At 68.5% G+C, this 22,488-nt stretch carries 21 protein-coding genes and 1 pseudogene; 18 read left to right on the plus strand and 4 right to left on the minus strand.

Features of this window, described 5'->3' with window-relative positions:
• Positions 1 to 3 precede the first annotated feature (3 nt).
• Positions 4 to 837 (minus strand): SAM-dependent methyltransferase, encoded by an 834-nt coding sequence (locus Prubr_RS00005; protein WP_212820349.1) that lies wholly within the window; start codon positions 835 to 837, stop codon positions 4 to 6.
• A gap of 442 nt (positions 838 to 1,279) precedes the next feature.
• Between Prubr_RS00005 and Prubr_RS00010 the strand changes: the two genes are divergently transcribed.
• The 3 genes from Prubr_RS00010 (at position 1,280) to Prubr_RS00020 (ending at position 6,533) form a co-directional block, all read left to right on the plus strand.
• Positions 1,280 to 3,226 carry a helix-turn-helix domain-containing protein gene (locus Prubr_RS00010; protein ID WP_212820351.1) on the plus strand — a complete coding sequence of 649 codons (1,947 nt, stop codon included), beginning with the start codon at positions 1,280 to 1,282 and terminating at the stop codon, positions 3,224 to 3,226.
• A gap of 836 nt (positions 3,227 to 4,062) precedes the next feature.
• Positions 4,063 to 4,530, plus strand: a complete 468-nt coding sequence (locus tag Prubr_RS00015) for a hypothetical protein (RefSeq protein WP_212820353.1) — start codon at positions 4,063 to 4,065, stop codon at positions 4,528 to 4,530.
• Positions 4,531 to 4,580: 50 nt separating this feature from the next.
• The gene (locus Prubr_RS00020; RefSeq protein ID WP_212820355.1) at positions 4,581 to 6,533 is read left to right on the plus strand and encodes a putative bifunctional diguanylate cyclase/phosphodiesterase; all 1,953 of its coding nucleotides are present in this window, start codon (positions 4,581 to 4,583) and stop codon (positions 6,531 to 6,533) included.
• 34 nt (positions 6,534 to 6,567) lie between these two features.
• On the opposite strand, the gene Prubr_RS00025 is transcribed toward Prubr_RS00020, so the two are convergent.
• From Prubr_RS00025 to Prubr_RS00035, 3 genes are all read right to left on the minus strand, one after another.
• Positions 6,568 to 7,392 (minus strand): SAM-dependent methyltransferase, encoded by an 825-nt coding sequence (locus Prubr_RS00025; RefSeq protein WP_212820357.1) that lies wholly within the window; start codon positions 7,390 to 7,392, stop codon positions 6,568 to 6,570.
• Positions 7,393 to 7,420: 28 nt separating this feature from the next.
• Complete coding sequence (locus Prubr_RS00030; RefSeq protein ID WP_212820359.1) at positions 7,421 to 8,341, minus strand: DUF6545 domain-containing protein; 921 nt, start codon at positions 8,339 to 8,341, stop codon at positions 7,421 to 7,423.
• Positions 8,342 to 8,450: 109 nt separating this feature from the next.
• Entirely contained in the window at positions 8,451 to 8,900 is a 450-nt protein-coding gene (locus tag Prubr_RS00035; protein WP_212820361.1) for an XRE family transcriptional regulator, read from the minus strand.
• Positions 8,901 to 9,428: 528 nt separating this feature from the next.
• Between Prubr_RS00035 and Prubr_RS00040 the strand changes: the two genes are divergently transcribed.
• From Prubr_RS00040 to Prubr_RS00110, 15 genes and pseudogenes are all read left to right on the plus strand, one after another.
• Positions 9,429 to 9,914, plus strand: coding sequence for a phenylalanine--tRNA ligase subunit alpha (locus tag Prubr_RS00040; protein ID WP_212820363.1), 486 nt, complete (start codon positions 9,429 to 9,431; stop codon positions 9,912 to 9,914).
• A gap of 92 nt (positions 9,915 to 10,006) precedes the next feature.
• A complete protein-coding gene (locus Prubr_RS00045) occupies positions 10,007 to 10,735 on the plus strand; it encodes a DUF981 family protein (protein ID WP_212820365.1) in 729 nt (242 codons plus the stop codon).
• 62 nt (positions 10,736 to 10,797) lie between these two features.
• A complete protein-coding gene (locus Prubr_RS00050) occupies positions 10,798 to 11,352 on the plus strand; it encodes a hypothetical protein (RefSeq protein WP_246568166.1) in 555 nt (184 codons plus the stop codon).
• Positions 11,346 to 12,254 (plus strand): hypothetical protein, encoded by a 909-nt coding sequence (locus Prubr_RS00055; protein WP_212820367.1) that lies wholly within the window; start codon positions 11,346 to 11,348, stop codon positions 12,252 to 12,254. Before Prubr_RS00050 ends, Prubr_RS00055 begins: the two co-directional genes overlap by 7 nt.
• Positions 12,255 to 12,409: 155 nt before the next feature.
• Entirely contained in the window at positions 12,410 to 13,006 is a 597-nt protein-coding gene (locus Prubr_RS00060) for an SAF domain-containing protein (RefSeq protein ID WP_212827267.1), read from the plus strand.
• Position 13,007: 1 nt separating this feature from the next.
• Positions 13,008 to 13,817: a hypothetical protein gene (locus tag Prubr_RS00065; protein ID WP_212820369.1), complete on the plus strand. Its 810-nt coding sequence runs from the start codon at positions 13,008 to 13,010 to the stop codon at positions 13,815 to 13,817.
• A complete protein-coding gene (locus Prubr_RS00070) occupies positions 13,814 to 15,202 on the plus strand; it encodes a TadA family conjugal transfer-associated ATPase (RefSeq protein ID WP_212820371.1) in 1,389 nt (462 codons plus the stop codon). The genes Prubr_RS00065 and Prubr_RS00070 overlap by 4 nt, the downstream gene beginning before the upstream one ends.
• Entirely contained in the window at positions 15,193 to 16,095 is a 903-nt protein-coding gene (locus tag Prubr_RS00075) for a type II secretion system F family protein (RefSeq protein ID WP_212827269.1), read from the plus strand. Before Prubr_RS00070 ends, Prubr_RS00075 begins: the two co-directional genes overlap by 10 nt.
• A pseudogene (locus Prubr_RS00080) lies at positions 16,092 to 16,987 on the plus strand (type II secretion system F family protein). The gene Prubr_RS00075 and the pseudogene Prubr_RS00080 overlap by 4 nt, the downstream one beginning before the upstream one ends.
• Before the next feature lie 87 nt (positions 16,988 to 17,074).
• On the plus strand, positions 17,075 to 17,266 hold the full coding sequence (locus Prubr_RS00085; RefSeq protein ID WP_212820372.1) for a hypothetical protein: 192 nt from the start codon (positions 17,075 to 17,077) through the stop codon (positions 17,264 to 17,266).
• A 3-nt stretch (positions 17,267 to 17,269) separates the two neighbouring features.
• The gene (locus Prubr_RS00090) at positions 17,270 to 17,752 is read left to right on the plus strand and encodes a TadE/TadG family type IV pilus assembly protein (RefSeq protein ID WP_212820374.1); all 483 of its coding nucleotides are present in this window, start codon (positions 17,270 to 17,272) and stop codon (positions 17,750 to 17,752) included.
• A complete protein-coding gene (locus Prubr_RS00095) occupies positions 17,749 to 18,213 on the plus strand; it encodes a TadE/TadG family type IV pilus assembly protein (protein ID WP_212820376.1) in 465 nt (154 codons plus the stop codon). The genes Prubr_RS00090 and Prubr_RS00095 overlap by 4 nt, the downstream gene beginning before the upstream one ends.
• Positions 18,210 to 18,665: a pilus assembly protein TadG-related protein gene (locus tag Prubr_RS00100; protein WP_425517971.1), complete on the plus strand. Its 456-nt coding sequence runs from the start codon at positions 18,210 to 18,212 to the stop codon at positions 18,663 to 18,665. The genes Prubr_RS00095 and Prubr_RS00100 overlap by 4 nt, the downstream gene beginning before the upstream one ends.
• A gap of 30 nt (positions 18,666 to 18,695) precedes the next feature.
• Positions 18,696 to 21,503, plus strand: a complete 2,808-nt coding sequence (locus tag Prubr_RS00105) for an AfsR/SARP family transcriptional regulator (RefSeq protein ID WP_212820378.1) — start codon at positions 18,696 to 18,698, stop codon at positions 21,501 to 21,503.
• Positions 21,500 to 22,414, plus strand: coding sequence for a DUF2637 domain-containing protein (locus tag Prubr_RS00110; protein ID WP_212820380.1), 915 nt, complete (start codon positions 21,500 to 21,502; stop codon positions 22,412 to 22,414). The genes Prubr_RS00105 and Prubr_RS00110 overlap by 4 nt, the downstream gene beginning before the upstream one ends.
• Positions 22,415 to 22,488: the final 74 nt, after the last annotated feature.

Genomic DNA, 22,488 nt, shown 5'->3' on the forward strand with positions numbered 1-22,488 from the left:
CTGTCAGGCACGCGCAGACGGCATCAGCCGTCCCATTCCCGCCCAGATCGGCACCGGCCCCAGATCTGCCGACTCCTCAAGATCCGCCGGATCCGGCCACCACTCGTCCACCGGCACCACCCCGGGCGGCAGCAGGTCCCATCCGGCGAACAGGTCGACCACCTGGTCGTGGGTACGGAAGGTCAACGGCGACCCGGTCGACTCCCGATACCGCTGCACCACCCCGACCGTCTCCCGCGACATCTGGGCAGGAGTCGTCAGATGCGAGACCACCAAATAGCTGCCCGGCGCCGTAGCCACTCGGAACCGGTCGAGAATCGCCGCCGGGGCGTCCTCGACGAAGTGCAGCACCGCCACCGCTAGGACCCCGACGGGCCGAGAGAAGTCGATCAGCCGCCGAATCTCGGGAGCCTCGAGGATCGATCCCACGTCGCGGATGTCGGCCTGGACCACCGCCGCCCCGTCCACGCCAGCCAGCAGGTAGCGGCTGTACCCGACGGCGACCGGATCCACGTCGACATACACCACCCGACCGTCGGGGTTCGTGGCATGCACGATCTCGTGCACGTTGCCCACCGTTGGCAGACCGGAGCCAAGATCAATGAACTGGTCGATGCCCTCGTCCAGCAACCCCTGCACCGCCCGACGCAGAAAACTCCGATTCGCACGCGCGAACCGATTAGCCTGCGGCTCCGCCGCCAACATCCGACCCGCCATCTCACGATCAACCTCGAAGTTCGCCGACCCACCGAGCAGGACGTCATAAACCCGAGCCGCGCTCGGGTAATCCGCACCGGAGCCGCCGGGAAGCCCACCTATGCCCCCAAGCGCATTCATAATCGGCTCCTCATCTGTGTTGAACGTGAACCTGGCAGAGCGAGGACTTTCGTCGCGCGTGGCCCGGCCGCAGATTCCGACCCAGCAGCGATTACTTTGCTGGCAGTCGCCGATATATGTCTAGGACCTATGATTGCCATTCATCGCGCTTTTCAGCGACAAACTCAAACGCCACAGAGCGACGAACCAGTAATGGTGCTTGCCAGACCTGGCCGAGCCACCCTTCAGCAGGTGTCGCCACAGCCGCCAGACGTGCGCCTACCAGCGAACTCATCGATTACGACGACAGCGCCACCGCATGTTCGCGCATCTAACAGAGGACCCGCGTTGGCCGCTCACGCAGACGATCCGACGCTTGCCACGCTGACGTTGGCTCGAAGACCGCTATACACACCTGATATAAAATGATCAGTGTGCACGTTCCCAACCAGGGAGAGCTGCCGTGAACGCCCGACCCTCTGAGCCGCTCCAGGTGCCTGACCATCTCTGGTTAACCACCGAGGCTGCCGATGCCCTCGGCGATCAGGACTTTCAACGCCTGTTCCGACTTGTTGCCCGTCACGCCCATGCCTCCCAGACCACGATCGGCAGGGCTTGCGGTCTAACCCAGGCGACCGTCAGCAAGATCATGGCCGGCAAACACCGACCAAGATCCCTAGACGTCATCCAACGGATCGCGGCAGGCTTCCAGATCCCCTCTCAAGGTCGCACGGCCCTCGGTCTGCACCCTGATGGACCTGAGCCGAAGACAACAACCCCTACCTCAGAACCTAAGACCCAAGAAACCCCGCGACGCAACCTCCTCGGCCACCTAATCCGAACGCGTCATCAGCAGACAATCGAGGAGGCAGCCAGGGATCTCAAAATGAGCCCGCGCCACCTAAGCCGCCTAACGCGTGTCGGAACCGAGATCGAGGTACACCCGAGTACTAGGCGCACCCTAGAGAGCAAGTATGGCTACTCCTTCGAGAAGCTTCGCCAGCCTTGGCCACCTGCCCCACCTGCGCGGATAGAGGAAACCCCCGACACAACCCTCGCAGACTCTTCCTTCCTACATCACCCATCGACGGAACACCGAGACGAGGGTCAAGCCACGGCATTCACAGTCGCAGACCAGGCGGCATTATGGCTTGACGAGCGCACGGGCTCCCGAGTCGGACTTACCCGCCAGAGAATCTTAGAGCATCTTGCGCAACTCAACCTAGACCAGATCGAAGATGGCGCTTATCGCCGAAGTCGCGTAAGTCAGCGAGAGATAGCCGACGCACTGACTTCCTACTACAAGACCACAGATGGTACTTTCAAGCCCTATTCAGCAAAGGTCGAGTCGGCCAGCATATCGACGAGTGTCCTGACACGGTCAGACTGGACTGATCTGGCATTGCCCCTAGGAGTCGGCCGCGACAATCTGCAACTCCAGTGGGGCACCAGCAAACCTCAGTCATTCACCGACGAGATATGTATCGAAGCCGCCACCACCCGAATCGCAGAGGCTGCAGCCGCAGGAACCAAGGTAATTAACACAGCCCTCTACCGCCTCCTCGATATCAGCATCTCCCCCACAAACCTGGTCGCCAATATCGCCCTAACAGAGTTTCTCGACTATGCATTGACTATGGACCTACTTGAAAGAGAACTACTCGACACGCTAGCCCTAAGGCGGTCGGCGCAACCCGGCATGACTCCTCTACGCGACCGCTATCTTCCCGACATGGCCTCGGTAGTAAATGCCGGCGCCAGACTGTGCTGCGGTGGAGTCTTGGCACTGTTCGCGGCAGCCCGCCCCCCATCCCGAGGCCGACAACAGGGCGACTACGTCTTCCTGATTCAGGAGCGGTCCGGACGGGTACTGAATGCCGCCGGACGACTGGCGGTCATCCCGAAGTCATTCCATGAGCCGTTACGCGAGTATAGCGAAGACGCGCAGATCTCCTCGACTCTATATCGAGAACTAGAAGAAGAGCTGTTTGGTCGGCCCGAGGTAGATTCTACGGCCATTCATGCCAGACAGGCCGACCCATTACACCTGACTCGACTATCCCCCCCTATGCGATGGCTAATGGATCGTACGGATGAACCGTCCGCATGGAGGATGGAAGCTACTGGCTTTGGCTTCAATCTCGTGAGCGGCAATTTTGAGATCTCCACGTTAGTGCTGATCGAGGATGAGGCCTGGTGGGGCGAATTTGGCGGCTACATCGAAGCTAACTGGGAGTCTGATGGATTGCGTCGATACTCTAGCCTTGATCGCCAGGCCCTCATCAACCTGGCTCAAGACCCAAACTGGAGCAACGAAGGCCTATTCGCATTCCTGGAAGGACTTAGACGACTCGAGGCAGTCGGCAACGAACACGCCATCGACCTACCAAGAATCAAGTTGGGGATATAGTGGAAAACGGATGGCACGTCGGCAACGCTGCCGAGGACACCTTTAAGCAGCGCGGGTGGCTCCTGGGGCATTTTATTGACCCCCCGGAGGACATCCGGTCCACCGCAGATGTTGAAGTGAAGTGGGCTACACACTTCGCAGGCGAAAGGCGGTCGGAGTGGACATCTGGCGAGAAACGGACAACGCTAGTGTTTTTAGTCAACGGGAAGTTCCGCGTTGAGCTATCGGTTGGCATGATTTCGCTTGAGCGTCAGGGCGACTACGCCATTTGGGGACCAGGGATTGAGCACACCTGGCATGCGGAGGCGGACTCAGTCGTACTCACGGTGCGTTGGCCATCCCTGCCGACTTCGTGAAGCCGACGCCGCCACCGCATCAGATGGCCGGGCACCTCAAGCGCTCGTGCGGGCGGCGTGATGCTACTCGTTCACCTGCCGCATCGAGTCGAGTCGGCCCAAGCCTTGAGGCTCCGATCGACCCCGGCGCCGCGTTCAGCATGGCTAGTTGTGGCCGACTAGTAGACCAACCGGGGGACGCGGACACCTCTCGCTTGACGCAGAGTAAATGGGTAAGCGTGCCGCACGTCGGCGGAGAGGCCAAGATGCCACTGGCCATTTCGGCGTTATCAGCAGCAACACCTATTTAGATACGCGAAAAGTGAACCCCCTCCCCTATCGTCACGGATAGGACGTAAAGGAAGGGGGTACTTACGGTGCGTAATCGCGGCTGGGAGTGGGGATAGAGCCAAGCCCTTACTTCAGGATCACACTCACTGACCGAGCCGGTACGATGACGGCACGTCACCCGTCAGGGTTGACGTCTACGGGGTGATGATCATGACGATCGAGACCGGACGGCGCCGGCGACTGTGGGCGCTGACCGGTCTCGTCATGTTTTGCGCCTCGATCGCCGTAGGGTGGTCAGTAACCAACCTGAAGTCCGGCGGCCGGCAGGACTTGGTTCTCCTCGCGGCGGTCGCTCTGGTAGCGATTGCCAACGGCTGCGCTGTGCCCATCCGGGTTCGAACGCAGGAACGGATTACGTTCACCCCGGCTGCGATCATGGTGTTGTCAGTCCTCTTGCCGCCCGCCTGGCTGATTCTCTGCACTGGCCTCGGCGTTGCTCTGGTCAAGGCGGTAACGAAGTACCCAAGCGGCGGAAGACTCCACAAGGCGCTACACAACACATCGCTGCAGATCGTTGCAGCGGCAGGCGCTGGTGCGCTCGTGGCCGCAATGGGTGTATCCCCGCCTTCGAGGTTGCGGCATCGCCCGGTGGGACATGGATTGGACTACTTCTGGTAGTGGCCGCGGCTGGTGTGGCGGTCGCAGCGGTTGAGGAGCTTACAACCCCGGTGTCGGTCGCACTGGCAACTGGGGCGCCGTGGCGACAGATCTTCTGGCGCGACTTTGACCTGCGCATGCTCGGTCGGGCTGTCGAGCTTGTTCTTGCTGCCCTGACCATAGCGGCGATTAGCGTTCAGCCGTCGCTGATCTTGATGTTCCCATTCGCAATCCTGAGCGTATGGCAGGTCGGCAGTCATCGTCTGCGGTTGCGGGCCGAGCGGCAGATGTGGACCACTCTTTCTGAGGCAACCGGCTCTCTGAACACCCTCAGTGACCTTAACGCTCTACTAAACCTGGCTGTCCGGTCAGTGGCCGCACTGTTCGGCGCTGGTCGGGTAGAGGTGGAGCTATGGACCGCTGGGCAGGAACGTTTGGTACGCATGGACCAAGGCGTGGTATCTGAGGAAGCACCTGACGTGCACCTGAGCGGCAGCGCTTTCGTTTCCTGTGCACTCGAGTCATTCAGCGATGGACCTATTGGGATTCTACGTGTCTATCTCTCCGGTAGCCGTGATCAGTTGAGCGATCGGGAGCAGGCCGCTCTGCGGTCGTTTGCCGCGTCGCTGTCCCGCGCGGTCAACAACGCGATCCTGCACGCCGACCTTGCCGTAGTGGCGGAGAGTCACGCACAAGCCGCGCGTACCGACCCACTCACCGGTTTGCCGAACCGGGTCGGTCTGATGCGCGAACTCGAGGAGGCGGTACGGCGCTCGGACGGGCCAGGACTTCTGCTTCTAGATCTGAATGGCTTCAAGAAGATCAACGACACTCTAGGGCACACCGTAGGCGACCATCTGTTGGTTGGTGTCGCGGAGCGCCTCGCAACGGCGTCAGCACGTGTGGGTGGGTTTCCGGCTCGGCTAGGCGGTGACGAGTTCGCCGTGGTGCTTGCTGGTCGGGGGAACCGCCACCCTGCGATCGCGGCGCAGATCCTCACCGAGATTAACGGGCTTATCTCGGTCGCCGGTATGGAGATCGACGTACGGGCCAGCGGTGGTGTGGCCACAGCTGCCGGGCGTGTAAACATCCAGGCGCTGGTGGATGATGCGGACGCGGCGATGTACCGGGCGAAGGCCAGTCAGGTTCCAGTCGTGGTGCACACGCCGCCGGAGGATGGCGGTCCACCGCGTCGGCTGGATCTTGCGAACGAGATTGGAGCCGGGCTGTCGGCTGGCGCGTTCGTGCTGCGGTTCCAGCCGATTGTGGACCTGGTGAGCGGGCGGGTGGTTGGCTGTGAGGCGCTGGCGCGGTGGGAGCATCCGGTTCATGGCCTGCTGGCGCCGGCGGCGTGGCTGAATCTGGTCGAGCAGAGCGATCACCTGGCCGCGTTCACGCAGTACGTGTTGCGGCAGGCGTTGGATGCTCAGCGGGAGTGGACCGAGGCGGGTCTGGATTTGCTCGTGTCGGTGAACATCTCGCCCCGATGCCTCTTGGATGAGGGGTTCGCCCGGACGGTTCATGCGCTGATCCAGACCCGGCGAGCCGATCCAGGCCGGGTAGTGCTGGAGCTGAGTGAGACGGTTCCGGTGAGCGGGTTGGAGGCGGTGGACCGTACGGTGACCGCTCTTCGTGCGGCCGGTGTGCGGGTGGCGTTGGACGACTTCGGCGCGGGTCCCTCGTCGTCGTTGTCGGTGGTTTCCCGTCTGCCGATTGATGAGATCCGGATCCACAGGAGCCAGGTGGCCCGGATGGATTCGAGCCGGGCGGCTGCGGTGGTGGTCGGTGCGGCGATCGAACTCGGTCGGGATCTTGGTTTGGCGGTGGTGGCGGAGGGCGTGGCGACGGTCGAGCAGCGCCGGGTGCTGGCTGGTTTGGGTTGCCGGTACGGGCAGGGCTCGCTGTTCGCCGATCCGATGCCGAGCCGGGCGGTGATCGACCTGTTGTCTGATGGCCGGGGTGTCGCGGAGCCGCTGCCGGAGGTCGAGGTGCCGGCGCTGGTCGGTGAGGCGGTCGCGCCGTGAGCGGGTTACCGGCGTCGACTCCGGCGATCGGTGGTCAGTCTTTGCGGGCGAGGCCGGCGTAGCCGGCGCTGCGGTGTGGCTCGGCGGTGAAGTCGTCCGGGTAGGCGGGGTCGGGGCGCCAGTCCGGGGTCCAGACGAGTCCGGGGTCGATCATCGTAAGATCATCAAAGAACTGCGCGACTTCGTCTTTGCTGCGTGGGGTGAGCGACCGGGTGGCCTGCTGCCGGTAGACGGAGACGACGGTGTCGGCGGTGGTCGCATCGACGGTGTCGGCGGTGACGTGGGTCAGGGCGAGGTAGCTGCCGGTGGGCAGTGCGTCGCGCAGGCGGGCGACGGCCGGGTAGGCGGTGTCGTCGGGCAAGAAATGTGCGACGGACATGAGCAGGACACCGACGGGCTGGTCGAGATCCACGATCGCGGCGAGGTCGGTGCCGGTGATCTGTGCCAGGAGGCTGTCGGGGTCGGCCAGGTCGCCGACGACGGCGTCGGCGAGGTCGTTGTCGGCGAGCAGTTGCATCGAGTGCAGGATGGCGACTTGTTCGATGTCGACGTACAGCACGCGGGTGTCGGGGTTGAGTGCTTGGGCGATCTCGTGAACAGCGCCGCTGGTGGGGATGCCGGATCCGATGTCGAGGAACTGCCGGATTCCCTGGTCGACGAGGTAGCCGACCATGCGGCCCAGCGCGGCGCGGTTGGCGCGACACATCGCTGGGGTCAGCGGGTTCGCGGCGAGGACCTGTTGGGCTGCGGCGCGGTCGATGTCGAAGTTGTGGTTGCCGCCGAGGAAGTAGTCATACATGCGGGCCGGTGAGGCTTTGCTCAGGTCAATTCCTGTCGTCCACTGCTGCGTCGTAGACACGCCGTGGTCCTTTCGGGCGAGGGGTTGGTCATGCGTGGGCCGTGGGTGACCCGATCAGCGGCCATCGGTGGAACGCCTGTGAGGCGAGGGCGAGCACGCGGGCGCAGCTGAGTACGTCGTCGTCGGGTGCCGGCATGCCGGCCGGGCTTTGCCGCGCGGTCGGTTTGCGGTGCGGATCTTCGCGGCGTAGCCGCAGCGCGATGGCCAGGCTGCCGCCCAACGAGGTGGCGGTGGCCTGCTGTGTGGGTAGGCCGGCGTGTCGGACGAGGCGGTCGACGTCGGCGGTGACGGTCTCGTCGAGGTAGCGGGCGGCGAGCCGGGCACCGTCCTGGATCTCGATGACGCGTCGGTAGAGGGCACGCAGGCTGCCCCGGGTCGGCAGCGGCGCGTCGACTGTGGGGTCGGTCGGCGGTTCGAGGGCGATGCCGGGCTGGATTTCGTGCAGGGCGTGCCAGAGGGGGTGCATGGCGCGGAAGAGGCCGTTGTGGGTGGACCAGCGCAGCATGGCACCGGCCCGTCCGGTCCGGCCGGTGCGGGTGGCGGCGTGTACGGCGATGGTGGTCGCCAGGTCTTCGGCCTCGCGCTCCTGCGTGTCGGTGTAGCTGTCGCGGGGGGTGCGTCCCAGGACGCGCTCGACCAGTTCCGGGGCCAGGGCGAGACTGGCGGTGGTGGGGATGTGGCTGCGGTGGTCGAGGAGGATGTGCGCCAGTTCGTGGAGCAGTACGTGGTGGTGGTGCAGGGTGGGTGTGTCGGCGGCGACGAGGATGTGGTCGGTGTTGCCCTCGGCTACGGACAGGCCGCACAAGGCTCCGGTGGTGGGTAGCGTCATCGGGTGGACGACGATGCGCCGGCCGCGGGCTGCCGCAAGGTCGGCGACGAACCGGCTGGCGTCGAACGGGGCGGGGATCGGGACGGGCAGGATGTCACGCAGCCGCCGGTGGTTAATCATCGTGTCACCGGCACCTTTCCTGCTCGGCGTCGTGTCGCGGATGATCAGTGACGGTACGGGGTGCCAGCGTACCGGTAAGTAGTGGCCGGTTGTCGAGTGCTGCTCGCGTTCAGGGTTGTTCGTGGGTTCGTCGGGAGCGCAGGATGCGGTGGACGAACTCGTTGACCTCGAGTAGTCCTTCGGGGTCCAGGGCGCGGGCGTTGACGGCGAGCATCGTGGCTCCGGGGTTGTCGAGCAGGTCCCGCAGTTCGCGTAGCTGCCGCAGTCGCTGGAGCTCTGCCCGTGTCTCGCGCCCCTTCTCGTCGTCGAAGAAGTAGGCGAGCGGCACCTCGAACCAGTCGGCGAGGGCCTGAAGGTGGTGCAGGGTCGGGTTGGTCTTCTTCCCGGCGCGTAGTTGCCCGAGGTAGGCCCGGGACATGTCGGTGCCGCGTTCCCGCAGTCCGTCGACGACTTCCTGCATCGTGTATGGCTCGTCGCGGCCTGCTGGCCGGACCGTGTCGAACAGTTCTTCCAGTCGCTGGGCGAGCGACGACCGGTTCGGGTTCTCGGCGTTCTCCATCCCAACCCTCCTCCGAAACTGAAGACTACATCAAAGGCCGAATGGGAAACTGGTGTTGACATCACCGTGGGCGAGTGCTTAGCTCAAACCCGTCCACGAAACTGAAGCTTACATGGCCAGCCCGCCGCGCTGCTGTGAGTGCTGCCGCTAGATGGGTGAAGGCCGTGGATGCCGCACCGCCGACCGGTAACGAGAGCCCCAGTTAGGGCCAACAGGTCGGCCCGGAACCTTGCACCGCCCGGCGCGCCGTTGCCGCGGACAGAGGGGGAACGCGGCCCTCCCCGGCGCGTACGGGCCTCGCAGGTGCGCGGGGGTGGCTGGCACCGCCACCCCCGCGCACCTCCCCATCCGCCCCCGAACCACTCGACGTGAGGGCCGATCATGCTCCCAGTCCCTGATGGTCGAACCACGGCCACCGACCTGTCCCTGCCGTACCGCCGCCGTTCCCTGCCGCGTCACCCACGCCCCACCGACGACCTCGCATCGGTGACGATGCTGTTCTCCTCCCCGTGTCCGAACCGAGGCACCGTGCAGCACCGTGACCGCTGCCGCCGCCCGGACCCCGAGGTCGTCTCCGAGTTCACCGCCGACGTATGGCGCGCAGCCAACACACTCGTGGCCCACATGCGGCGTGTCCTCGAACCGCACGGGCTCACCTTCGCCGAACACGAGGTACTGCGCCACATCTGCGAATACGACACCGCCACCGTCGACTCCACCGCCGGCCGCCTCGGCCTGCCGGTCGACCAGGTGGCCCAGATCGTCACCTTCCTCGCCGGCCGCGACCTGGTCCGCGCCAACGGCAACTCCGCGGAGGCAACCCATCGCGGGCACACCCTGTCCGCCGAGGTGCAGCACGCGATCTCGGTCGAGGAAAGCCTGCTGCTGTGCCCGAACCCGGTCCAGCAGGTCTGGGCCACCAGTGAACTGCTCGCCCGCACCACCGGCCGGGCCGGCCAGCTCGGCCCCAACACCTGCCGGCAGTCCACCACCTCAGACCCTCTGACCACCTAGGACACCTGACCCACGCCTTCCGGGCACGGCCATTCCGCCGTGGCCGTGACCCCGCACGCCCTCAAACGCCTTTCACCGCGAGGAGCATCCCCTTGAGACCGATCATGTACAACACGCTGCTCGGCGTCTGTGCCGGCATCGCACTGCTGCTGGTACCCCGGGCCCTCGGCCTGGCAACCGGCCGCACCCTGCCCCGACTGGCCCGCCACACCACCACCGCACCCCCGCCGCCGCTGGGTGCGCGGGACGGCTGGACGGTGACCCTCGGCGTGCTCGGTGTACTCATCACCATCCTGGCCGGGGCGATGACGCTGACCCATCCCCTGGCCCCGGCGCGGCCGCATGTGGACATGCTGTTCGGTGCGCCATCGTTCGTCCTGGGGGTGCTGCTGCTGGCGGCGGCCTGGTACCTCGGCCGACCCGGTAACGACGACCGGCTCGACCTGACCCGAGTGCGGGCCGCACTGGGCCCGGTCAGCTGGGTCGTGGCGGGTCTCGGTCTGATCATGGCGTGGTGTACCGCCGCGATCGTGCGGTTCGAGGCGATCGGCGGCGCCCCAAAAGAAGAGCCGATCACCGGTCTACTCAACGGCCACCCGTGGATCGAGAACAGCTTCTTCGCCCTGATGTACGCGGCGGTGGCCGTGGGCTGCTTCGTGTTCCCGGTCGCCGTGCGCGGCGGCGGGCAGAGAGCGTGGCTGGCCCTGTACTGGTCCTGGACCCTCGCCGGCGCCGTGATGGCGCTCTTCTCGGCGATGAACTTCTACACCCACACCGGGATGCTGCTCAACGATCCCGCCGCGCCGGCGTACCGCTGGTAGCCGTGCGCCAGCAGCGAAGGAGTGGATCCGTGACTTCTGCACCAGGCACCACATCCCAGTGGATGCGGGTACGTGTGTCAGCGCCGTCCCTGCTCGCCGTATCGCTGGTGGTCGCCCTGATCGGGACCGGATGCAGCCGCGACGACCCGACGGCACCGTCAGCCATGTCGTCGGCATCGGTGTCTTCGACGCCGGGTCTCGGTCCGGATACCGTCGCCGAAAAGGGTGTCCTCGCCGCGTACAGGGGCATGTGGGATGCGTTCGTGGAGGCGGGCAAGGTTTCCGATCCGGATGCCGCTGGCTTGCGTAGGTATGCCTCCGACCAGGCGCTGAGGCTCGTGGTCAGTTCGCTGTACACCAATCGTGAGCAGGGCAAGGTTGCCCAGGGTGCCGTGGTGCTCAGTCCCGAGGTCATCGAGATCACGCCGTCGGGCGCACCTACCGAGGCGACGGTGCTGGACTGCGTCGATTCGACCAACTGGCTTGAGTACAAGGCTTCGGGTGGCCTGTGGGACGACGAACCGGGCGGTAGGCATCGCACCACCGCGACCGTCAAGGCCACTGACGGCGTGTGGAGGGTCAGCTCGTTCGTCCTGGAGGAGTCGGGAACATGCTAGGCCGGCGACGTTGTCTGATCATTGCTGCCGTCGCTGGGCTTGTGGGTGGCGTCTTTCTGACGGTGCCGGCGCTTGCTGGTGGCGCGACCGGCGGCGTGCAGTGCAGTCGGGACGACCCGCGACCGGTCTGCGACGTCGAGGCGGGTGCTCCGGGTGTGCCGGGTGGACCGAGCGGTGGCGGCAATGGCGGCGACCGGGGCGGGGACGGCACGTGCCGCAAACCCTCCGGTGAGGAGATCCCGTGCGAGCGGGAGGGGGCGTGGGCCGGGGCGGATGGCTGCTACTACGCGCCGGCCGACCCGTCGCCGTCAACGGTCGCGGCGCTCGGGGGCCAGCCTGCGGGTAAGGGCGGTTGGTACATGCGGGTCTGCTACGGCGACGATCGCGCGTTCGGCAGTGTGGTGTGGGTCGCGGGCGAGGCGCCGGTGGTGTCTGCGCAGGTTCTCGCGCGGCAGGCGCGGGCACGCCTCGACCTGCCGAGCGTGGTCATCCGATTGAACCCGCCAGGTGATCAGCTCGTCCATCTGCCGGCCTGGCTGGCACTCGACCGGGGGTCATGGCAGCCACGGTCGGCGACGGCTTCGGTTCCGGGCGTCTCGGTGACGGCGACAGCGCGGCCGGTGAAGGCGTCCTGGTCAATGGGCGACGGAGTCACGGTGACATGTACCGGGCCGGGAACACCGTGGACCTCGGGCACAGATCCTGCGAACGCGTCGCCTGATTGCGGGCATGTCTACCGGCGGTCGTCGGCCGCCACGCCGGGCGGGCGCTACGTCGTGACGGTCACTGTCACGTGGGAGGTGACCTGGGCCGGGGCTGGGCAGTCCGGCACGGTTCCGGGTTTGACCACCACGGGGCAGGTGCAGGCCCGGGTTCAGGAGTCGCAAACGGTCACGAGCTAGGCCGGCAACCAGTCGTTCGCCCGCCCGTATCCGAAGGGGGACACGTCATGGCGTTGGATTCCGCGCGCCCAAAATCAGGTCTGGAAGATCGTCCAACGGCGGCTGCCGCCCGTGCGGGGCGGGGGCCGTGGCGGGCGACTCGGCGGCGTCGCCGGCTGCCGTTCGTCGCGCTCGGCAGCCTGCTGGTCATCGTGTGCGTCCTCGCGTATGCCTACGGCGCGACGCAACTCGGTGACCGTGTTCAGGTACTTGCGGTGGCGCGACCGGTGGCGGCTGGGCAGGCGATCACAGCTGCCGACCTCAAGCAGGTCTCCGCCGCCCGCGAGCCCGGGGTGCGGCTCGTTGCGGCCGGACAAGCCGCAGGGGTGGTCGGCCGGACTGCGGTGGTGCCGTTGGTGGCCGGCACGCTGCTGACGCCGGAGGTGCTCGGGGACGCCGCGTTCCCGCCGGGTGGGCAGGTGACCGCCTCGGTGGCGGCGAAGCCGGGCCAGTATCCCCGGGGGCTCGCGGCCGGGGCACGGGTGGCCGTCTACGTCTCTGCCGTACGGGACGGCGGCCAGCCGCCTCCGGACGCCAGCTCTGCGGCGACGGCTCCGGCCCGGTTGTCGGCCGTGGTGCTGGGCGTGGACCTCGCCGGTGACGGCCAGGGCTCGACCGTCGTCACGCTGCTGCTGGCCGCCGCTGACGCGCCGCTGTTGGCGGCGGCTCCGTCCGGCGGTGTGGTGCTGATGCAGACCTCGCCGGAGGACTGACATGCCCCTGTTGGCGGTGACGTACGTAAAGGGTCGTCCGGGCGCGACGACGACGGCGCTCGGGTTGGCCGCGGTGGCACCGCAGTGGGCGCGGCCGGTGGTGGTGGAGTGCGATCCGGCGGGTGGGGACCTGATGCGCCGGCACAGGTTGACGCCGGTGCCGAGTGTGGTGGACCTGGCCGCTGCCGCGCGGGGCGCGGTGGGCGCTGGAGATGTGTTCGCCGACTTGTCGCAGCCGCTTGCGTTGGCCGAGGTGACGGTGCCGGTGGTGGTCGCCCCGGCGGGTGGGGCGCAGACCCGGGCCGCGTTGCCGGAGCTGACCGGCAGCGGCCGGACGGTGCTGACCGCCCCTGATCGGTTGGTGGTGGCGGATTGCGGCCGGTTGGGGCCGGGCTCGCCGGTGTGGCCACTGCTGCGGCGCGCGGACGTGGTGCTGGTCCTGGCTCGGGCGAACGCCGACGAGGTAGCTCACGTGCGGGAGAACCTGGGCGACCTGGTTGATGCGGGCGCGGGTCAGTTGGTTGTCCTGTTGGGGGCGGGTGGCGCGTACTCAGCGGTGGACGTCGCGGATGTCCTGGCGACCCATATTGGGCAGGAGTTGGCCCGCGACCCGCAGGCGGTGGGCGTGCTCGGTCCGCTGCCAGACGATCGTCGGGCGGCGGCGGTGCTCGGCGGGGAACTGGTTGCCGGCCGGCGGTGGCGGCGGCTGCCTCTGATGGCCGCCTACACACGCCTGTGGGCCGACCTCGCCCCGCACCTGCCGACGGTCGCCCCGCAGCCGATCGACGCATCCACGGAGGCGGCATCATGACCAGCCCGTTCCAGCCGGACGCTCCTGCCAGCGAAGGCGGCGAGGTAACGGTGGCGCGGCGTATCCGCCGGGACGTCGCCGAGCGACTGACACGGGCGACCCGGGCACATGAGGCGGTGGCCGGTTCACCGATGCCCGCCGACGAACGCGCGGCGGCGACCCGCCGGCTGATCACCGAGGCCCTCGACGCCTACGCGACGGCGGAGATGAACGCCGGTCGGCCGCCGCTGCGCCCGGATGTCGAATCGCGGGTGGGCCGGGCGGTGGCGGACATGCTGCTCGGCGCCGGCGGGCTGCAACCGCTGCTCGCCGATGAGCGGGTCGAGGAGGTCAACGCCAACGGCTGTGACCAGGTCTTCGTCCGCTACACCGACGGTCACCGCGCCCAGGTCGGGCCGATCGCCGACTCCGACGCGGAGATGGTGGAACTGATCCGTCGTCTGGCCGCCGACGCCGGCCGGGCCGAGAGCGGCGGCGAGGGCGCGGAGGAGCGCCGCTGGGATCGCGCCGCGCCGGTGTTGAACCTGCAGCTCGCCGATGGTTCCCGCCTGCACGCGATCATGTCGGTGACCCGCCGGCCGGCGCTGTCGATCCGCCGGCACGGCTACGTGAAGGTCACCCTGGCCGATCTCGAGCAACTCGGCACCGTCAACCTGGTATTGCGGGAGCTGCTGGCCGCCGCGGTGCGGGCGAGGCTGAACGTGCTCATCGCCGGGCGCACCGGCGCGGGCAAGACCACCCTGCTGCGTGCCCTCGCGTCGGCGATCCCACCGCACGAGCGGCTCGTGACGATCGAGGACACCTACGAGCTGGCGCTCGACGCCGACAAGGCGATCCACCCCGACGTCGTGCCGTTGCAGTCACGGGAAGCCAACGTCGAAGGCGAAGGCGTCATCGACATGAGCATGCTGTTCCGCTCCGGGCTGCGGATGTCGCCGGACCGGGTCATCGTTGGAGAGATCCGCGGGCACGAAGTCATCCCGATGCTCAACGCCATGTCGCAGGGCAACGACGGCTCGCTCGGCACCATCCACGCCTCATCGAGTGCGGGGACGTTCAACAAACTTGTGCTCTACGCCGCGCAGGCGCCGCAGCGCCTCGACCCGGCCACCACCAACCTTCTCGTCGCCGAGGCGGTGCATCTGGTGGTGCACCTGGGGTTCACCGACCACGGCAGCGGCCGGGTGCTGACCTCGGTGCGGGAGGTGGTCGGCGCGGACGGGCTGGCCGTGTCCAGCAACGAGATCTTCCGTCCAGCCCGCGACGGCCGCGCCGTCCCCGGTGCACCGCCCTCGGTCGGGCTGCTGTCAGCGCTGACGAAAGGGGGCTTCGATCCGGAACTGATCGATGAAGCCCGCACCGCGCCCGGTGAGGGCTGGAGGTGATGGCGTTGACGGTGCCGCTGGCTGCCCTGCTGGGAGCCGGAACCGCGTCCGGGCTGCTGATGGTCGTGTGGAGCCTGTCCCGATGGGACAACGAGCCCGGCGGCTCCCCCGGCGCGTCGTGCCTGTCGAGGCTCGTCCCGGCCCGGCGGCCCGTCGACCGGCGTCGGCTGGCGCTGTGCCTGGCCATGGGCGTGGCCGTCGGTGTGGTGACCCGCTGGCCGGTCGCGGCGGCCCTGTCAGCGGCCGGGGCGTGGATGCTGCCGCAGATCATCGGCCCGGACCGTGACCACGCCCGCCGGATCGCCCGGATCGAGGCCATCGCCACCTGGACCGAGGCGCTACGGGACAACCTGTCCGGCGCGGCCGGGCTGGAACAGGCGATCACCGCCAGCGCCATCGAAGCCCCGGAGCCGATCCGCGAAGAGGTCACCCGGCTGGCTGTGCGCCTGCACCGCAGTTGGCGGGCGCCGGATGCGCTGCGCGCGCTCGCCACCGAGCTGGCCGACCCGACCGCCGACCTCGTCGTCGCCGGCCTGGTGACGGCCGCCCGCGGCAACGCCGGGCAACTCGGCGACGTGCTGGGCGAACTATCCGCGTCCGCGCGAGCGAAAGTCGCCTCCCGGCAACGCATCGCCGCCGCCCGTAAACGCAACCGCACCTCCGCACGCGTCATCGTCGGCGCCACCGTGGCCATGGCCGGACTCCTCGCCGTACTCAACCGCGGCTACCTGACCCCGTTCGACACGGCGGCCGGTCAGCTCGCCCTCCTGGCCGCCGGCGGCTGCTTCGCCGCCGCGTTCGCCTGGCTCGGCCGGCTCATGCGCGACCGCGACACCGCCCGCGTCCTGGCCGACGTCACCGCCCCGGCCGATACCGAGGCGGTGACGACATGACCGGACTGGTACTGCTGGCCGGACTCGGCACCGGACTGGGCCTGTGGCTCGTGCTGGTGGGCTGGTCCCCCACCCACCCCAGCTGCACAAGACCCTCGACACCCCGTACGGACCCGACCGCACAGCAGACGCCGCCGAAAAACACTCTCCGGGATGGACCGGACGGTGGGGCCGCCCGGCCGCGCGGTGGCTACGCCGAGCAGGTCTTCCGCTGGCAAGCACCCGCCGCGACCTCGCCACCATCGACAAGCCGGCGGACGTGCACCTCGCCGAGCAGGCAACCGCAGCGGTGGCCGGACTCCTGCTGCCACCCATCGCCGCTACGCTGCTCGGCTTGGCCAACATCACCACTGGCGTGACCGTGCCCGCCGCCGCCTCGCTACTGCTAGGAATGGCCGGCTTCCTGGCACCGGAGTTATCGATACGCACGGAAGCCGCCAAGCATCGAGCCGCGTTCCGCGACGCCCTGTCGTCCTTCCTCGACCTGGTCGTCATCAGCCTCGCCTCCGGGGCCGGCCTCGACCAGGCCCTCGACGACGCCGCCAAGGTCGGCTCCGGCCCCGCCTACACCGAACTGCGGTACGCGCTGACCGAGGCACGGCTGGCCCGGGTACCGCCGTGGAACATCCTCGCCACCCTCGGCCGCCGAGTCGCGGTCGCCGAATTGCAGCAACTCGCCGCCACCGTAGGACTGGCCGGAACCGAAGGGGCCAAGGTTCGCGCGTCACTGCGCTCCCGCGCGGTCGCGCTACGCGCCCGACAACTCACCGACGCCGAAGGCGAGGCCAACGCCGCCACCGAACGCATGGCCCTGCCCATCGTCGCCCTGTTCGCCGGCTTCCTGATCTTCCTCGGCTATCCCGCGATGGCCGCCGTCCTCGGCGGCCTGTAGGGGCCCTCCCGTCCACCCAATCCGAACCAGCCACGAACCCGAAAACTCGCAGTCCGCACCGGACACAACACATCGGAGGAACACACCATGCCTGCCCTCCTCACCTATCTGGCCGCCAAACTGCGAGAACGCTGGCAGGAGATACGCGACGCCAAGGACGCCGGCTACTCCACCGAGACCGCCCTCGTCACCGCCCTACTGGTAACCCTCGCGCTCGTGGTCGTCGGCATCATCGCGGCCAAGGTCGCCGGCAAGGCCGACAGCATCGACCTCGGCTGAACCATGCCAACCACCGCAGGTAAACACCGCGCCGAGCGCCCGCCCTCCCCGGCGCTCGGCGCGGCCCGGCGGCTCCGCGCCCGCTGGCGCCGCGCCGCCGCCCGCCCCGACGCGGGCGCCGCCACCGCCGAACTGGCCGTCGCCATGCCTCTGCTACTGCTCCTCGTCATGCTCGTCATCCAGGCCGGCCTGTGGATGCACGCCACCCACGTCGCACAGAGCGCCGCCACCCGGGCGGCCAACGCCGCCGCCGGCTACCAGTCCAGCGCAGCCGCCGGGCGGGATGCGGGCGAACAGACCCTCACCGCGATCGGCGACGGCGTGCTCAAGGACCCGTCGGTGTCCGTGACACGCACCGCCACCGAGGTCCGCGCCGAGATCACCGGCACCGCCGCGACCGTGGTCCCCGGCGTGCGCTGGACAGTCCGGGCCATCGCCGTACGCCCCACCGAACGCTTCGTACCCGACAGCGAGGCCACGCCATGACCCGCACCGGAGCACAAACCACCCGCGCTCGTCGGCTACGACACGTCCCCGCCTGCTGTGACCGGGGGTCGAGTACCGCCGAGGCGGCGGTGGTGACCCCGCTGCTGGTCGCCATTCTGCTGTTCGTGGTGCTGTGCGGCAGGCTGGTCTCCGCCCAGATGGACCTCGACGCCGCCGCCAGCGCCGCGGCCCGCTCCGCCTCACTCGCCCGCACCGACACCGCCGCCCGCGCCGAAGCCGACCGCACCGCCCGGGAAACCCTCGCCGCCCGCGCCGTCACCTGCCAACAGGTCACCGTCACCGTGGCCACCGGCGGGCTACGTCCCGGCGGCGCCGTCACCGTGACCGTGGCTTGCACCGTTCCGCTGTCCGATCTCGCCCTGCTGTCCGTGCCCGGCTCCCGCACCGTGCAGGCCACGGCGACCTCCCCCGTCGATGTCTGGCGAGGAGGCCCCTCGTGACGCAGCCTGTTGCTGGCCGCTGGTGGCGGCTCCGCGAACGAACCGCAGACGACTCCGGCCAGGTGACCGCGTTCGCCGTCGTCATGACCGTCGCCCTGCTCGCCGTCGCCGGACTCGTCCTGGACGCCGGACTCGCTCTGACGGAGAAAGTTCGTGCGCTCGACATCGCCCAGGCGGCGGCCAGGGCCGGCGCGCAAGAGCTGGACCTCTACCAGTACCGCACCCGTGACGTCGCCGAACTCGACCCGAACCGCGCCGCGACGGCCGCACGGGCGTGGCTGGCCTCAGCCGGCGTCGACGGCGAGGCCACCGCGACCACCAACACGGTCACCGTGACGGTACGGCGCACCAGCCGCACCCAACTCCTGCAGATCGTCGGCGTACGACAGCTCGCCGTATCCGCGACCGCGACCGCGACCGCCGTGCAGGGCGTCACCGGCCCCAACACCTGACCACGCCTACCCCGCAGAGGACGACCACGCATGCCTGGTGCCTTCGCCGTCATCGCCCGGACCGTGCGCGCCGTGCTCGCGCTCACCGCGCTGGCCGGCTTCACCGCCGGGGTGCCGTGGCTGCTGATCGTCGCCGCCGGCTGGCCACTGGACTGGATCGGCTGGCACCAGCCAAGCGCGATCCCTAGCGCCGACGATCTGTACACGGCGGTCACGAGCCCGTGGTCCGATCACATGCTCCTCGCGCTTCTCGCCACGATCGGCTGGGTGCTGTGGGCGCAGTTTCTCCGCGACACGACCATCGAGATCATCGAGGCGTTCGCTGCCCGAGGCGGCCCGCCCCGGCCGCCAGCAAGGCGACGCGGACCGATCCGTTGGGTCGCCGCCGCCCTCGTCGGCGCGATCGCCGGAGCCGTGTTGTTCGACGCCGCCCGTGCCATCACCCACACCCCGGGTACGGCGGTGGCCGATGCCGCCGCCCGCAACCCGGCGGTGACCGTCGCCCCCGCCCGCCCCGACACCCCGACCACCGCCCACCACGGCCCGCGCCCGGTGCTGACCATCGACATGTCCGCCACCACCCCGACCATCAGCACGACCGCACCGTCCGCCACCCACCGCGACGGCGGTGCCGTCCCCTCCTGGGTCCGTGACGCACCGGGCGGGACACACCGGGTTGTCGCCGGGGACAACCTGTGGGACCTCGCCGCGACGCACCTCGGCGACCCGCACCGCTGGCGGGAGATCTACACACTCAACCGGGGCCACGAACAAGCCAACGGGTACGCCCTCACCGACCCCGACGAAATCCACGTCGGCTGGATCCTCGCGCTTCCCACCCGAGACACCGCAGCCGGCCCCAACGCCGCTGGATCGGGTAGCCCGGACACCAGCGCACCACCGGCCAACGAGCCCGGCCCGGCCGTCCCACCGCCGACCACCGCTGCCCCGGCCCCTGGCACCCCTGAGCCTCCCGTCCCGGAACCGGACACTGCCGAACCGGGCGCACCAGGTGACCCGGCCGATACGTCAACACCCGCCCCGGACACCGAACCGCGCCAGGACGAGCAAGACGACGAGGCGGGAATCGCGCTGTCGGCACAGGGCTGGATCAGCCTCGGCCTGGCCGCCGCCATCGCCGCCGTCGCCACCCTGCTACGCCTGCAACACCGACGCCGCGCCCGCCTCACCTTCCCGCCGCCGGCCAGCATCGCGCCGCACCCCGCCCCAATCCCGCCGCCCCTGACCCGAATCGACACGATCGGCAACCGCCAAGGCCCTAGCACCGAGGATCACCATCCCACCGGCCCCACCCCACCGGCCCCGATCGGCATCGACACCGACGCCGCCGAGGTAAGCCTGTTCCACCTGCCCGGACCCGGCATCGCCCTCCACGGCGACGGAGCCATCCCGGCTGCCCGCGCCACCCTCGCCGCCGTCCTGACCACCAACGCCACCGAAACCGCCGTCCTACGACCGGTCGTCGTCACCACAGCCAACCTCCTCGCCCAACTCCTACCCCAGGGAGCCCCTGCAGTGGGGTTGGACCCCGACGGCACCGCCTACGACGGCGAACGCCTCCTCGTCCTCGCCGACACCGCCGCAGCGATCACCCACGCCGAAGAAGAAATGATCACCCGACGCCGGCTGCTGGACACCTTCAACGCCGAAACGATCACCGACCTCAACACCCGCGACGACCACGCCGAGACCCAACCGCCCTACGTGCTCCTCATCGAGGCCACCAGCCGACACGCCAGCCGCCTGAACGCGGTCACCGCACACCGCGCCGCCCTGGACCTGCACCCCATCATCCTCGGCCCGCACGACGGCATCCCCGCCATCGAGGTCACCGCCGACGGCACGGTCACCAGCGACGAACCGCACCCGGTGGCCCGGTGGTCCACCCTCAGCGCGGACGACCTCGCCGCCGTCCTTACCATGCTCACCGATTCCCTAGCCCGACCCGAGGCCGGCACCGACGTCGACGACCCGCCCGTCGAGACCTCGCCGGCCTCGGTGACCACCGAGGCGACCGAACCGGTACCGGCCCAGCCCGACGACGCAGACGCCCTGGTCCGGCTCCGGGTCCTCGGCCCGGCCACCGTCACCACCGACACCGGACCGATCGCCACCGGCATGCGCAGCGGCTCCTACGCCACCCTCGCCCTACTCGCCGCCCACCCCACCGGCCGCACCCTCGACCAACTCGCCACCGACCTCCACCCCACCGTCGACCCGGCCGCCGCCGTCAAACGCGTCCGCACTGACATCACCTCCGCCCGGCGGGTACTCCGCACCGCCACCGGCCACGACGAGCCAATGTTCATCGTCTACGACCCGGCCACCGGCCGATACCAGCTCGACCCGCAGACCGTCACCGTGGACCTCTGGCAGATGCTCACCGCCCTCGACCAGGCCACCAGCAGCGACGACGAGGCGACGATGCTGGCCGCGCTACGCCGGGCGGCCGAGCTGTACACGGGTGACTTCGCCGAAGGCCACGACCACACCTGGGCCACCGACTACGCCAGCGGCTACCGCCACCAGATCCTCACCGCCTACGCCCGCATCGCCGAGATCCTCGAAGCCGACCACTCCGACCAGGCCATCGCCGTCCTCGAACGCGCCACCGACCTCGAGCCGGTCAACGAGGAGCTGTACCAGCGCATCATGCGCATCCACGGCCGACAACAACGACCCGACGCCGTCCGTCGCACCCTACGACGCCTGGAGGAACGCCTCGCCGACCTCGACACCGAACCATCACAAGCCACCCGCCGCATCGCCGAACGGCAACTCCGCCCCGTCACCCAGGTCAGCGGAACACGGTCATGACCGCCAAGCAGCTCCGGTGGATGCAGTGGGCCGTGCGGGCGACGCTGGCCCTCGGCGTCGCCGCCTCGGTCACCGCGAACATCCTGCACGCCCAACCCAACCCCGTCTCCCAATCCATCGCCGCATGGCCGCCCCTGGCCCTGCTCATCACCGTCGAACTCGTCACCCGCGTACCGGTCCACCGACGATCCCTCGGCATCATCCGGATCGCCGCCGCCTCAGCCATCGCTGCCATCGCCGCCTGGATCAGCTACCACCACATGGTCGGAGTAGTCGCCCGATACGGCGAAACCGGCACCGTGCCCTACCTCCTGCCCCTCTCGGTAGACGGCCTGATCATCGTCGCCTCAGTCTCCCTCGTGGAACTAACCGCCCGGCGCCGCGAACTCGAAAGGCAACCGCGACCAGCACCACCTGAGGAACCGCCCAGCACCGCCCCAACCGAGTCCGCAACCCCGACATCCGCGAGATCGAGCGGTGATCACCGCGCCACGACGCCAACCGATCGGACGATCCTGCGGCAGCGTCAGCCAACCGACACCGCCCTGGACAGCCCGCGTGGCGAAGACGCATCCATCGACGGTAAGCACACGCCCGCCCACCACGAATCGGGCGGCGTGCGCAGCCACAACCCCGATGCCGAACCGCACGATGTCCCCGACTCGACGGACGAGTCCGACATCGACCTAGCCCTCGGTCTCCCCGCCGACCTGATACCCCTGATGCCCGCCGCCCGCACCGCCCGCGACCAACTGACCCCCGAAGGCCAGACGGTCAGTCGGGACGCCCTCGCACGACGGCTACGTCACAACGGCCACTCCATCCGCAACAGCGGCGTGTCTGAACTACTCGCCGCAATCCGGCAAGAGGAGCAGCCAGTCAACGGCTCCCACCCCGCCAGGCCGGTATAGAAGCCTCAGAAGGAACGTGGCGAAGGACCGCCGTCGGCACCTTGACCTGCCCGGGTTCGGTGATGGGTCGCCAC

The sequence above is a fragment of the Polymorphospora rubra genome (assembly GCF_018324255.1).
Taxonomy (GTDB): domain Bacteria; phylum Actinomycetota; class Actinomycetes; order Mycobacteriales; family Micromonosporaceae; genus Polymorphospora; species Polymorphospora rubra.

Coding starts and splice junctions, on each gene's coding strand:
- Prubr_RS00015 (WP_212820353.1), top strand. CDS start 4,063: ATGACGATCGAGACCGGACGGCGCCGGCGACTGTGGGCGCTGACCGGT.
- Prubr_RS00030 (WP_212820359.1), bottom strand. CDS start 8,341: ATGATTAACCACCGGCGGCTGCGTGACATCCTGCCCGTCCCGATCCCC.
- Prubr_RS00095 (WP_212820376.1), top strand. CDS start 17,749: ATGACCCGCACCGGAGCACAAACCACCCGCGCTCGTCGGCTACGACAC.
- Prubr_RS00105 (WP_212820378.1), top strand. CDS start 18,696: ATGCCTGGTGCCTTCGCCGTCATCGCCCGGACCGTGCGCGCCGTGCTC.
- Prubr_RS00090 (WP_212820374.1), top strand. CDS start 17,270: ATGCCAACCACCGCAGGTAAACACCGCGCCGAGCGCCCGCCCTCCCCG.
- Prubr_RS00035 (WP_212820361.1), bottom strand. CDS start 8,900: ATGGAGAACGCCGAGAACCCGAACCGGTCGTCGCTCGCCCAGCGACTG.
- Prubr_RS00050 (WP_246568166.1), top strand. CDS start 10,798: ATGCGGGTACGTGTGTCAGCGCCGTCCCTGCTCGCCGTATCGCTGGTG.
- Prubr_RS00070 (WP_212820371.1), top strand. CDS start 13,814: ATGACCAGCCCGTTCCAGCCGGACGCTCCTGCCAGCGAAGGCGGCGAG.
- Prubr_RS00005 (WP_212820349.1), bottom strand. CDS start 837: ATGAATGCGCTTGGGGGCATAGGTGGGCTTCCCGGCGGCTCCGGTGCG.
- Prubr_RS00110 (WP_212820380.1), top strand. CDS start 21,500: ATGACCGCCAAGCAGCTCCGGTGGATGCAGTGGGCCGTGCGGGCGACG.
- Prubr_RS00085 (WP_212820372.1), top strand. CDS start 17,075: ATGCCTGCCCTCCTCACCTATCTGGCCGCCAAACTGCGAGAACGCTGG.
- Prubr_RS00055 (WP_212820367.1), top strand. CDS start 11,346: ATGCTAGGCCGGCGACGTTGTCTGATCATTGCTGCCGTCGCTGGGCTT.
- Prubr_RS00065 (WP_212820369.1), top strand. CDS start 13,008: ATGCCCCTGTTGGCGGTGACGTACGTAAAGGGTCGTCCGGGCGCGACG.